Origin of the sequence: Mucilaginibacter antarcticus (genome assembly GCF_042686155.1) — a bacterium.
Classification (GTDB): domain Bacteria; phylum Bacteroidota; class Bacteroidia; order Sphingobacteriales; family Sphingobacteriaceae; genus Mucilaginibacter; species Mucilaginibacter antarcticus.
In genome coordinates this window covers 104,146-116,295 of sequence record NZ_JBHUON010000010.1, presented here as the reverse complement: position 1 = coordinate 116,295, position 12,150 = coordinate 104,146, and the positions used below count along the sequence as shown (strand labels likewise).

General features: G+C 46.1%; 10 protein-coding genes. 9 read left to right on the top strand and 1 reads right to left on the bottom strand.

The window, feature by feature from the left end:
• The first annotated feature begins 3 nt into the window (after positions 1 to 3).
• Both ACFSYC_RS10440 and ACFSYC_RS10435 read left to right on the top strand, forming a co-directional pair.
• Complete coding sequence (locus ACFSYC_RS10440) at positions 4 to 219, top strand: hypothetical protein (protein ID WP_377126817.1); 216 nt, start codon at positions 4 to 6, stop codon at positions 217 to 219.
• Between the two features lies 1 nt (position 220).
• Positions 221 to 5,698 carry a helicase-related protein gene (locus tag ACFSYC_RS10435; RefSeq protein ID WP_377126814.1) on the top strand — a complete coding sequence of 1,826 codons (5,478 nt, stop codon included), beginning with the start codon at positions 221 to 223 and terminating at the stop codon, positions 5,696 to 5,698.
• Between the two features lie 45 nt (positions 5,699 to 5,743).
• On the opposite strand, the gene ACFSYC_RS10430 is transcribed toward ACFSYC_RS10435, so the two are convergent.
• Entirely contained in the window at positions 5,744 to 6,226 is a 483-nt protein-coding gene (locus tag ACFSYC_RS10430) for an SgcJ/EcaC family oxidoreductase (protein ID WP_377126811.1), read from the bottom strand.
• Between the two features lie 256 nt (positions 6,227 to 6,482).
• Here ACFSYC_RS10430 and ACFSYC_RS10425 point away from each other — a divergent pair, with 256 nt between their 5' ends.
• From ACFSYC_RS10425 to ACFSYC_RS10395, 7 genes are read left to right on the top strand one after another with little or no spacing between them, the layout of a single operon-like run.
• Complete coding sequence (locus tag ACFSYC_RS10425) at positions 6,483 to 8,483, top strand: type IV secretion system DNA-binding domain-containing protein (RefSeq protein WP_377126808.1); 2,001 nt, start codon at positions 6,483 to 6,485, stop codon at positions 8,481 to 8,483.
• On the top strand, positions 8,480 to 8,896 hold the full coding sequence (locus ACFSYC_RS10420) for a hypothetical protein (RefSeq protein WP_377126805.1): 417 nt from the start codon (positions 8,480 to 8,482) through the stop codon (positions 8,894 to 8,896). The genes ACFSYC_RS10425 and ACFSYC_RS10420 overlap by 4 nt, the downstream gene beginning before the upstream one ends.
• A gap of 55 nt (positions 8,897 to 8,951) precedes the next feature.
• Positions 8,952 to 9,356 carry a hypothetical protein gene (locus tag ACFSYC_RS10415; protein ID WP_377126802.1) on the top strand — a complete coding sequence of 135 codons (405 nt, stop codon included), beginning with the start codon at positions 8,952 to 8,954 and terminating at the stop codon, positions 9,354 to 9,356.
• Between the two features lie 21 nt (positions 9,357 to 9,377).
• Positions 9,378 to 9,785 (top strand): hypothetical protein, encoded by a 408-nt coding sequence (locus ACFSYC_RS10410; protein WP_354432322.1) that lies wholly within the window; start codon positions 9,378 to 9,380, stop codon positions 9,783 to 9,785.
• On the top strand, positions 9,782 to 10,258 hold the full coding sequence (locus tag ACFSYC_RS10405) for a M23 family metallopeptidase (protein WP_354432323.1): 477 nt from the start codon (positions 9,782 to 9,784) through the stop codon (positions 10,256 to 10,258). Before ACFSYC_RS10410 ends, ACFSYC_RS10405 begins: the two co-directional genes overlap by 4 nt.
• A complete protein-coding gene (locus tag ACFSYC_RS10400; protein ID WP_377126798.1) occupies positions 10,203 to 11,378 on the top strand; it encodes a zincin-like metallopeptidase domain-containing protein in 1,176 nt (391 codons plus the stop codon). Before ACFSYC_RS10405 ends, ACFSYC_RS10400 begins: the two co-directional genes overlap by 56 nt.
• Positions 11,379 to 12,149 (top strand): DUF4099 domain-containing protein, encoded by a 771-nt coding sequence (locus tag ACFSYC_RS10395; RefSeq protein WP_377126795.1) that lies wholly within the window; start codon positions 11,379 to 11,381, stop codon positions 12,147 to 12,149. It begins immediately after the preceding gene.
• The last annotated feature ends 1 nt before the right edge of the window (position 12,150 follow it).

Here is a 12,150-nt window from a genome sequence, read left to right as displayed (position 1 = left end):
ATCATGACTGATTCCATAGCATACGATTACGTAAAGCTTGTTTTGGAGGAAGAATTTATCAGGACCTATCTCCGCTTTACAAACCACGGGATTCTTCACTACGAGCTTACCAATATCCTCGAACTGTGCGAGCCTTTGATCAAAGGCCTGGACGAGGACGACCGCTTTTTAAAATATGAAGTGATCGGCACCATAGCAAATTATTTACAGGAGGTGTAACATGGCATTTAATCCGGTAAGGAAGATGGCAGACAACATTGCGGCCATCCGAATTGCGCTGGACTTTACTGGCCAGCAGCTATCCCAAACAGAGTTAGAAACACTAAAGAAATATGCCGGGTTTGGCGGCTTAAAAGCAGTCCTTTTTCCTCCCGGCGAAATAACAGAATGGGCTAAATACGGCGCATCAGCTGCTGATATGAAGCTTTACCCGCAGGTTATGGAACTCCATGCCCTGCTGCAGGAAAAGCTATCCGCTGCTAATTACAAATCCGCGATCGATGCACTTAAGAGCAGTTCACAAACTGCCTATTATACACCGGACTATATCCCCAGGGCGATATATGCCGTCATGCGGGAGGCCCAGATTTTGCCGAAACGCTTATATGAGCCCAGCGCCGGGGCCGGTGTATTTATTGAGGAAGCGGTGGATGCATTTGAAGGATTAGAGCAGGTCAACGCGGTGGAAAAAGATATCCTCACCGGCAAGATCCTGACCGCCTTATGTTCGGCTTATCCATTGCCAATAGAAGTTCAGATCAAAAAGCTGGAAGAAACGGCAGCAACGGAAAAAGCGCAATCCGATCTGGTGATCAGCAATATACCCTTCGGTAAAATAGCGGTTCATGACCCCGCTTATAGCAAGAGCGGCATATCGGCTAAAGTGCATACCTATTTTTTCGCCAAGGGGCTGGATAAAATAAAGGACGGCGGAATATTAGCCTATATCGTTACAGAAGCGTTCCTGAATAATCCTTTTAATGAAACCGCGCGCAAATACCTGTTTACCTCAGCAGACCTGTTGAGCGTAGCCGTGCTTCCCGCGAACCTGATGAAGGAAAATGCGAATGTAGAGGTCGGCATGCACCTAATCCTGGTACAGAAAAACGATTCTAAAGAGACGCTTACCGAAGCGGAAGGCCAGCTCATTGATACGATAGAGGTAGAAAATTCCTTTGGAAAATATCATCTGAATGCATGGTTAGCGGATAAGAACGAACTGGTATATGCCGACGAGATCATTGAAGGGACGAATGCAAGGGGGAAAGCTTCGCGGGTGGCTTGGCAAAATGGCGATATGCAGGATATTATCCCTTCGCTTAAAGAACAGCTGGTTGCCGGTTTTGCCAATTTTAACTATGCCAAATGGGAAGCCATCTCCTTTGACAAAAAGGAAAAGCAGCTTAAACAATTTACCTTTCTACCGGTACCGCTAACTCCAAGAACCGATGATAAAAAAGGATTGAGTTTCGGCCAGTTAGGTTTATTTGATGCGCCTGTACAAACCGACGCCGATAATAAAGCTACTGCTTACCTGGATGATCTGGATAAACAATTTGTGGATGCCGCTACGGTTCGCCAGATCAGTGTTATCCGCACAACTGCCCGGCCATTGCATGACAGCATTGTATTGCTGACCGCCCGCGCCAAAGCAAATAACAGGTATTCGTATAAGCTGTACAGTAATCTTTCCGAAATTTCATTCCCCGGTAAATGGCTGTCCGGAAATGCCCTCGGCCAGGAACTGGATAACCTTTCGGTTAAACTCAAAAATTTCGGTCATGACTACCGCTATGAAGGAGATAGCAGCCTGGAACCGGCATTCAAATTATTACCCGATAAGCCAAAGGCCTTTACAGACCTGAAGCCTTTTTATGTCAAAGACACCCTGGTGATTTTTGGTGGTAAGCTTGGGCTGATTGGAGAGCCTCATAACTTTGAGGCCAAATTTGATGCACTTGACCCGCAGCCGGACATACCATTTTACGAGGATTACCTGGCACTACGGGATATTTACCTTGAACTATCCGGTTATGAAAACGAGCATGCCATTCAATTCCCGGAACTGCGCAAGTCCTTAAACTTTTATTATGATGCGTTCGTTGCAAAATATGGCGAATTAAACAGGAATGTAAACCGGAACCGCATCCTGAATGACGCGGCCTTAGGTTTTAAAATCTTATCCTCCCTTGAAATCAAGGAGGGTGAACAGTTTGTCCGTTCTGATATATTTTACGGGCCGCTCTTTCAGCAAAAGGAAATGCTGAAAACCGATGACCCGGCGGAAGCACTGGCGCGATGCCTGAATGAAACCGGCCGGGTTGATCTTTCTGTAATTTCACAGATCGGGCAACTGGATAAGCAGATCCTGCTTAACCCGCAATCGCTGAACTGGGAAATAACTGATAACTATCTTTCGGGTAACGTTGTGCTAAAATTGAGGGCGGCAGAAAAGCTAGCCGAAGTTGAACCGCAAAACTTACAGTATGCCAGGAGCCTTGCGGCCATTCGCCGTGTGCAACCCGAAAGGATCCCGTTTGAGCGGCTTGACTTTAACCTTGGGGAGCGCTGGGTGCCGATTGATTATTACCAGCGTTTTGCTACCGACCTTTTTAAACTGGACACCAAAATAAAATACCTGGTTTCCATCGATGACTATAAGGTAAGTTATGCAAAGAAAGGCAATACGATCACCAATGAAGAGTTTTCGGTCACACCAAAGGAAAGCCACAAGATCACGGGGCATACCTTATTGGAATATGCGCTCCTGAATACCAACCCTCACTTTACCTATCCGGTTGAACAATATGGAAAGGTGGTGCGGGTTCCGGATACGGAAGCCATCCAAAACGCGCATCGCAAGGTCGATAATATCAGGGCGCGCTACCTGCTTTGGTTATTAGAACTGCCGAATGAAGACAAAAAGTTTTTAGAAAAGTTATACAACGACACCTATAACTGCTATGCGCTAAGGGAATATGACGGAAGCCACCTGACCTTTCCGGGGCTTGATTTTAAAACATTAAAGATCACGGATCTTTATCCTTCCCAGCGAAATGCCGCCTGGCGGCTCATTCAGAATAATGGCGGCCTGATCGACCATGAAGTAGGCCTTGGCAAAACCCTGACCATGATCATCGCTGCCATGGAAATGAAACGGCTGGGAATCGTTCATAAACCGATGATACTGGCCCTAAAGGCAAATGTTCAGCAGATCACCGATACATTCCGCTTGGCTTATCCCAAAGCCAAACTACTGGCACCCGGCGAAAATGATTTTGAGCCCGCCAAGCGTAAACGCATCTTTCACGAGATCAAAAACAACAATTGGGACTGTATCATATTGACACATGACCAGTTTGGCAAAATTCCACAGGACCCGGAGATTCAGCGACAGATCTTATCAATCGAACTGGACAATACAGAACTCGATTTATTGGCTATGCAAGATGGTGGTGAGGAGATCACCAAAGAAAAGCTAAAAGGTTTGGAGATCAGGAAGGAAAACCTGGAAGCTAAGCTGAAAAATGTGATAGATGCCATTGAAAACCGGAAAGATACCGGCATTAATTTCCGGGAAACAAATATTGACCATTTGTTCATTGACGAATCCCATAAGTTCAAAAACCTCACTTTTACCACCAGGCATACCAAAGTGGCCGGTTTGGGAAATATCGCCGGTAGTCAGAAAGCGCTCAACATGCTTTTTGCTATCCGAACCTTGCAGGATCGCTACGATACGGACTTATGTGCCACTTTTCTTTCCGGCACGCCCATTTCCAACAGCCTGACGGAAATGTATCTGATCTTTAAGTACCTCCGGCCACGAGAATTGGAAAGGCAGCAGATCAGCAATTTTGACGCCTGGGCTGCGGTTTATGCCCGAAAAACGGTCGATTTTGAGTTTACCGTAACCAACGAGATCAGGGCCAAAGAACGCTTTCGCCACTTTATCAAAGTGCCGGAACTGGCGCTTTTCTATAACCAGATCACCGACTATAAAACGGCCAAGCACATCAATCTCGATAAGCCTGAAATTGACGAAACACTGGTTAATATTAAGCCAACGCCTGAACAGCAGGATTTTATTAAACGGCTGATGCAGTTCGCTAAGACTGGGGATGCCACTATTATTGGCAGGCGGCCGCTCACCAAAGATGAGGATAAAGGCCGGATGCTGATCGCTACCAACTACGCCAAGAAAATGGCGGTGGATATGCGGCTGGTGAATTCTAAATATGGCGACCACCCCGGCAACAAGGTTAATGTTTGCGCCCGGAATGTAGCGGAGATATATCACGAAAGTACCCCGCACAAGGGCACGCAGATCATTTTCGGCGACATCGGCACACCAAAAACCGATGAGTTTAATGTATATGATGCCCTGCGGGATAAGCTGATCAACGATTTTAATATCCCTGCTAACCAGATCACATTTATTCACAACTGGGCTACGGATAAGCAGCGAAAAGAGCTGTTTAGAAAAATGAATGCCGGGGAGATCCGAATTTTGATCGGCAGCACCGAAAAAGCCGGAACGGGCCTCAATGTTCAGGAACGCATCGTCGCCATGCACCACTTGGACATTCCATGGAAACCTTCGGAACTGGAGCAGCGCGACGGTCGTGGTGCCAGGCAGGGTAACTGGCTGGCTAAACAGTTCTACGGCAACAAGGTCAGGAATTTCATTTACGCGGTCGAACAATCATTGGACAATTACAAGTTCAACCTGTTGAAGAACAAACAGATCTTCATCAGTCAGATGAAGAACAATGAGTTATCTGTACGCACATTGGATGAAGGGGCAATGGACGAACAAAGCGGCATGAGCTTCTCTGAGTACATCGCGATCTTATCGGGTGACACCTCGCTCTTGGAAAAGACCCGCCTCGAAAAGAAGGTCGCCGAACTGGAAGGTTATAAAGGCGCTCACTTTAAGGAAGTGTCCCGCAGCCGTTACCTATTGGAAGACCTGGAAAAGAAAAGTAAGGATACCCGATCAACTTTGGAACTTGTCCGTAAGGATGAAATAAGCTACAAACAGGTATTGAAGTTTGATGAAGACGGCACCAAGCAGAACCCCCTTAAACTAAAAGATGTTCTTTTGGCCGACACCGTGGCCATTGGTAATCACCTGATAGGCTTATACAAAAACTGGAGCCCGGAAGATTTTAACCAGCCCGATCTTCATTTAGGTGAATTGTATGGCTTCGATCTATTTATCCGGCAAAAGCTGCAAACCGTTGAGGACGGATTTTCAAGCCGGATTACCTATGTAACATCCCTGTATGCGGAAAGCCGGTCTACAGGTATCAAATACATGCAAAACGGTGGGGCACCAAACATTGATAATCCCAAACACGCCGCCAGGTATTTTTTGGATGCGATCAATAGGGTTGTCGGTATGGCGGAACGTTATGAAAAGGAACTGGACGGTATAAACCGGCAGATCCCGGAAGTTCGGGAGCTATCCCAAAGGCCATTTGACCAGGAGTATGAACTGGCTTCCTTAAAAAAAGATATGGAGAAACTGGAAATGGAGATCAGCCAAAAGATCGCTGAAAGGGAAAAACAGGCACAGCCGCAGCAGGAACTTCAGGTACATGCAGAAATGGAAAAAGAGCAATTGCAAACTGCTGAACTGCCAGTAACGGAAATCAATGAGAAAGCACTAAGCCACGGGTCGATGAAACGATAACTTAATCTGTCTGATGAAAAACTGTGATAATGACTGGAATATCGTTTATTTTATACCCTTTTCCAGCTTCGCATTTTGCCCTGCCTGTATTAACCACCGGCCATCCTTTTTTGTCAACACGATCATTCGCCGAAATTCAAACGTTTCGCCAGGATAGCGCGTATCATCGGTTAACCCGGTTCTTACATGGGCCACAGCAATATTCGTTGCAAGGTATTGGATATCCTCTACGCTACGGGTATAATAATGACTCAGTTTGAAGTAGGTATTATGAGTTGTCCGGTAATGGTCTTCTATGTCCTGCCTGCCTATATAATAAGCGCCAAACCAATTTACCCAGGTAGCATCAATACGGTAATTTGCTGCCAGCCCTTGCGGGTCATGCCTGTTCCAAGCCTGCTCGTAATTTTTAATCAGTTGTCGGACAGCAGCATTTTCTGTCAACGTATCAACCTGCTGAGCGCTGGCTTTAAAAAGGATGCTGCTGAAAAATATTAGCAGCAGGAGCCGTTTGCTTTTGTATTTCATGGTAGATTTGAGTTCTTTTAAACAATAATATTTATCAGTTCCGTGGAAGGGCAGCTGGACTTAACCGTTTGTTCATCATCCTGATGGGGACCGGCTTTAATCAAAAATAGAATTTACGTTTGATTATTAAAGCATTAAAAATCAATATTTCCTCGCCATGCCCGCGGAAGCGTGAAAAGCTTTCAAACAGAATACTGATATTCAAGCCATCCGCATAAGTGGTTGGCTTTTTTTATTTTAAATCCTACTAATTATTATGGAAGAAACCAGAGAGCAGCAGAAACTCCATGGGTTTCTGCAATGCGCCATTTATATATCCATAGGCATAGAAGCTGCTATTTTTATCTATCATGATGCTCCTTTCTGGGGCATTTTTTTTACACCACTGGATAAGCTCAGCCACCTGGTCATTTACTCCGCTCTGGTTTATAGTAAGCTGACCACGTTTGGCCTTATCTGCCTGGTCAGCATCGGTACGCTGGCAAAAAAGAAAACAGACCTCGACCCTAAAAAGCATATCATCTATCCGCTTGCAATCGGTCTGTTTCTGTTCTTCGGCAGCCTTGTTTTTGCGGGTAGTGCCTCCCCGCTAGCATTTGCCTATACCAGCTGGTATAACCTGATTTACCTGATCTGCTCCTTTGCCGGGGCGCTTATGGTGAGCATGTCTATGGATAACATTTCCAAATTCATCAAATCAGGTTTGGGCAAGGACAAATGGAATACAGAAGCCGAAAGTTTCATGCAACCGGTCAAGCTTGTGGATACGCCGTATTCAGTCAACATTCCCATGCTTTTCTATTACAAGGGAAAAGTGAGAAAAGGCTGGATCAATATCTGCAACGTTTTCCGCGGTACCATGGTCATCGGCACCCCCGGTTCAGGTAAGAGTTTTTCCATTGTAAATCCTTTCATCCGGCAGCTGATCGGTAAAGAGTTTGCGGTCTGCCTCTATGATTTCAAGTTTCCCGATCTCGGCCATATTGCCTATTACCACTACCTGCTGGCCAAGCAAAACGGAAAGCTGAAAGGCTTTGCCTTTCATGTCATCAATTTAAATGATATCGAAAGAAGCCGCAGGATCAACCCCTGGAGGGCCGACTATATCAAATCGCTGGCAGATGCGGCAGAAACTGCCGAAGCTTTGGTGGAGGCTTTAAAAAAAGGGGACCGCTCCGGTGGCAGTGACCAGTTCTTTACGCAATCTGCTATTAATTTTTTAGCATCCTGCGTGTATTTCATGAGTAAATACAAGGGAGGCATCTATTCCAGCTTCCCGCATGTGCTTGCCTTGCTGAACCGCTCGTACGAGGAAATATTTAATGCGCTGACCTCCGAACCGGAACTGCGTTCCCTGTTATCACCATTTATGACAGCTTATAATGCTAAGGCCTTCGACCAGTTGGAGGGCCAGATCGGTACCTTGAAGATCTTTATTAGCCGCTTGGCCACAAAAGAAACGTATTGGGTCTTTTCCGGCAATGACTTTGACCTGAAAATTTCCGACAAGAACAATCCCGGCATGCTGGTACTGGCCAACGATCCGAATACGCAAAATATTAATTCTGCCTGCTATTCGATCATCATCAACCGCCTGACCAAGCTGATCAATACCAAAGGTAATCTGCCATCGGCGCTCATCGTGGATGAAGTGCCGACCCTTTTTGTTCACCGGGTAGAAAATTTAATTGCAACAGCAAGGTCGAACAAGGTAGCGGTCTTAATGGGCTTACAGGAGCTGCCGCAATTTAACCAACAATACGGTAAAGATACCGCAGCTACCATCACTGCCGTAGTGGGTACTGTTCTTTCCGGCTCTGTCAGAAACAAAGACACCTTAGAATGGCTGGAGCGCCTCTTTGGTAAATCCAAACAGATCGGGGAGGGCTTGTCCATTGACCGCAATAAAACTTCTACCTCCCTGAATGAAAAGTTGGAAGCCCTGATCCCGGCAGGTAAAATAGCCTCACTCAATTCCGGCGAGATGGTTGGCGTGATCGCTGCCGATGCACAGGAAAAGTTTACCGGGCAATTTGAAACTTCTGCCATTAACTGTCGGATCAACCTCGATATGGAAGCCATTAAGCGGGAGGAACAAAATTATAAACCCCTGCCATCCTTTTATGATTTCGGCGGTAAACCGGATGAAAAACTCCGGCAGAATTTTAATCATATCAGCCAAGAGATACAGGAAATGGTTTTGGCATTCAAGCCGCCAGCGCCCAATACACCCATTAAAGCGACCATGAAGAAATGAAAGAAGATAATGAAATACAGTTACCCCATTTGTTGCTGGTACACCCTGATCTCAAAGATGACCCGGTACAAAAACAGGGTGAGATCGGGTTTATAACCGCAGCGATCTTAAATACGGCCGAATTTTATGTGGGTTTTGACGACCACCAGGTTGGCTTCTATGGTGCTGATGCCCTGCTCACCTTCAAAGAGCCGGGCTACATCTATGATTTTCTCCATCAAAATGCGCTGACACTTTCCGTAGATGATTTTAAAGACCTGAAGAATATTGCCCTTTTATTAGATCATGGAACGGAAAAACATATCCGTACCGCGATGGAACTGGTTAAAAAGAACGGTAGCATTCACGATGCGGTAACCATTGGCTTAGACCGGTTTCTCGGAATAGATCAAGCCAAGGGCTTGAAAAGGTAATTCATTTCAGGCCACCAGCCACTATAAAATCTAACAAACATTTAAAGCAATCAACATGAAACAGGAAGAAACGATGGGCTTAATGGTTATGGTCAGCCCGGTACTCTGGACCTCTGACCACGCCGGCAAGATCGGCATAATCGAACTGGCAGACTTTGCAGATGATAAAATATGGGTAGGATTTGAGGATGAGGAAGTAGATGCCTTCAGCGCTAAAACATTGTTTATCCTGAGAACTACAGAAGAATTGAAAGAACTTGCGGAAAAATACAAATCCGTGCAGTGGCCGCCCGTGGCTCAAAATCTGCAAACATTGGCTTTGCTGCAAGAATCGGGATCACCCGAACAGCTGAAAAAGGCCTATATACTTATACAGGACGACCCGGAACTCCATCGCGAGGCAACGATCCGGTTGAATGAGGCCATCGACCTCGACCAAAGCCGAAAAATCGGCAGGTAATATCTTAAACAATTCAATATTATGGAAAATCAAAATTTAGCCGGCACACTCGTTTTGGTAAAGCCGGATCTGGAAAATGACCCTGATGCAAAACGAGGGCAGATCGGCGTGTTAACCTATGCCAGGTCTGAAACGGAGAATTACGTAAGGTTCCCCGAGGGCGGGGAAGCTTTTTACCCTTCCGCGCAGGTCATGATGCTTAAGGATAAGCAGGAGATCTTCAATGACCTGACCAATAATGGCTCATCTATGCCGCTCGATGATTTTAAGGCCATGTATAAGATCATGCTTTTGCAGGACAGGGGCACCTCGCAGGCTCTGTTCTCTGCTTTAGCTATTGCCATCGATCATCCCACCTTACAGGACAAAGTGTTGGATTCAATAAGCCCTGCTCAAAAACAGGAATTGGAGAAATCTTATAGCCGATGAAAATACTGATCAGCTTCTGCCTGGTCTGCCTGCCCCTCAAACACCTTAAAATAAATTCTGAATACGGTTACCGTGTCCACCCGCTGACCGGCAAATACGCCATGCATGCGGGTGTTGACCTTAAAGCCCGCCACGATACCGTTTATGCGATCCTGAATGGTTTTGTCAAATACACCGGCTATGATCATAGCCTGGGCATCAACATCCGGCTGGCTCATGGAGCGGTTGAATCCATATACGGCCACCTCAGCCAAGTTTTTGTACTAACCACCGATAGCGTAACTGCTGGTGAGCCTATCGGCATCACCGGAGCTACCGGGCACGTGACCGGCGAGCACCTGCATTTCAGCATCTGCTACAGGCATCAATACATCAATCCAATTAAATTTTTATACGAACTGCTAAAAAAACAAGAAAATGAGCAAAACTTTCAAAGCACTGCCGATCCAGCTTTCAGACAAGCTGATCGCTGAAATCAAAGAGGGTAATTCCCTGTTTCAAAAACCGGTTAAAGAAAACGGCTTGCCCGCCTTTGTGAAACCAATCAATCCAACAACAGGAAAAGGCTACAGCGCCATGAATGCGCTTATCCTGGGTATGCAGCGCCATGACGATCCACGCTGGATGTCTGCTGATGCGGCGCGTTATGTAGGCAATTGGGTGAAAAAGGACGAAAAAGGTACCATGATCGAGTTTCCAAAGACCAGCGACATCCAGGCCATCCGTACTGCTGAAGGTAAGGTGATCAAAAATGATGCAGGGGTTACCCAAACCAAAACTGTAGAATTCGAAAAACCTCAGCGCAGCCAGGCATTCTTGTTCAATGGCAGCCAATTAAAGGACATACAGCCATTGGAAGAGTTTTTGGCCAAACAAGAAGAGGGGCAAACGCTGTCCCCAAACGAGCGGGCTGCAAAACTCATCGACGACAGTAAAGCGGTGATCATTCACGGTGGTCAGGAGGCCTACTATGATAAGGTAAGGGACGCTATTTTTATGCCGGAGCCGGAACATTTTGAGAACGAGACCAAATATCTTCAGGCCGCCGTCCATCAATTGGCACACTGGTCAGGTCATGAAAGCCGCCTGAACCGCCCGATGGAGGGAAAATTCGGTTCGATGGATTACGCCCGCGAGGAAATGCGGGCCGCCATTGCCGGCATCCTGATCGGCGGAGAATTGAAGATCGGCCATAATTTCGGTCAGCAGGCTGCCTATATGAGCACCTTTTCGAAGATCTTAAAGGATGAACCTTTTGAAATTGCAAAAGCGACCAGGGATGCGCAAAAAATTGCCAACCTTTTATTAGGTACCAGTCAAAAGCGTGAACAGAAACAAGGTGCGGAGCCTGGGTTTAAGAAAGGCGATGAGATCGCCTATATGGATACCACTTACAAGGTGCTCGAAACCTACAAAACGAAAAGTATCAAAGTAGAAGATGCTGAAGGTACCCGAAAAGTGTTAAAGCCCGAATACGGCCTTTATAAATCCCTGTTGGAAGCCAAAACCAATCCCCGTGAGCCCGAAATGGTTCTGGAGGAAGAACAGGGGCAGTCCGAAGAACAAGGACAGCAACAAAAAATCGGACGATAGATGAACCTCGTTATTTTTCATGAAAATGAGCTCCCGATCCAGGATCTGGAAACCATTGGGCTGGCCGCGGGCGGTCAGCTCCTGTTAAATGTCGATGACCTGAGAGCTTTGCTTTCAGGTCGCCGTACGGCCATGCTGGAACTGCATGACCTGGAAACTGATAACATCAAGATCAAATCCATCAACGCGAAGATTTCCCTTAAACCGAATGAAGCTGGCAAACTGGACTTATTGATCCATCCCATTTACCGCAAGCCGGAAATGCCTGATTTCTTGAACGAAACGGAGGCCAGGCAATTGCAAAAAGGGGAGGTTGCCAGTTTACTGAAGATCACCCTCGATAACCACGGTAACAAAAAAGAAATGTTGGTCGAATACGATGCGGAAACTAAAGAATACATCGTATCGGATACAGAAAAGATTTTGGCCCCCGACATGGTTAATAATGAATTTCTTACACCTGCCCAAAAAGAAGCTTATCGAAAAGGTAAAGAGGTGCAGATCGCTGATGGTACTAAATTTAATTACTCAGGTACCGATCATCACGGTATCCGCTCCAATAAACTGGCGTTGATTGCTTCTATTTTAATCGATGGTGGCCTTTCATACATGGTGTATAAGGGCTTAAATGCTATGTTTAATCAGAAGCGGGATCAAAAATCAGCTGAGAAATTAAGCCCCGGTTATCACCAGTCGATCAAAGATATCGAAAATCAGCATGGATTTAAGCCTCATCAATTTGAACAATCGCAGTCCCGCAAAGGAAGGTAAG

Excerpts from the sequence above, each read along its gene's own strand:
- ACFSYC_RS10430 (WP_377126811.1), bottom strand. The coding sequence starts at position 6,226 with ATGAAATACAAAAGCAAACGGCTCCTGCTGCTAATATTTTTCAGCAGC.
- ACFSYC_RS10410 (WP_354432322.1), top strand. The coding sequence starts at position 9,378 with ATGGAAAATCAAAATTTAGCCGGCACACTCGTTTTGGTAAAGCCGGAT.
- ACFSYC_RS10420 (WP_377126805.1), top strand. The coding sequence starts at position 8,480 with ATGAAAGAAGATAATGAAATACAGTTACCCCATTTGTTGCTGGTACAC.
- ACFSYC_RS10415 (WP_377126802.1), top strand. The coding sequence starts at position 8,952 with ATGAAACAGGAAGAAACGATGGGCTTAATGGTTATGGTCAGCCCGGTA.
- ACFSYC_RS10395 (WP_377126795.1), top strand. The coding sequence starts at position 11,379 with ATGAACCTCGTTATTTTTCATGAAAATGAGCTCCCGATCCAGGATCTG.
- ACFSYC_RS10440 (WP_377126817.1), top strand. The coding sequence starts at position 4 with ATGACTGATTCCATAGCATACGATTACGTAAAGCTTGTTTTGGAGGAA.
- ACFSYC_RS10400 (WP_377126798.1), top strand. The coding sequence starts at position 10,203 with ATGAGCAAAACTTTCAAAGCACTGCCGATCCAGCTTTCAGACAAGCTG.
- ACFSYC_RS10425 (WP_377126808.1), top strand. The coding sequence starts at position 6,483 with ATGGAAGAAACCAGAGAGCAGCAGAAACTCCATGGGTTTCTGCAATGC.
- ACFSYC_RS10435 (WP_377126814.1), top strand. The coding sequence starts at position 221 with ATGGCATTTAATCCGGTAAGGAAGATGGCAGACAACATTGCGGCCATC.
- ACFSYC_RS10405 (WP_354432323.1), top strand. The coding sequence starts at position 9,782 with ATGAAAATACTGATCAGCTTCTGCCTGGTCTGCCTGCCCCTCAAACAC.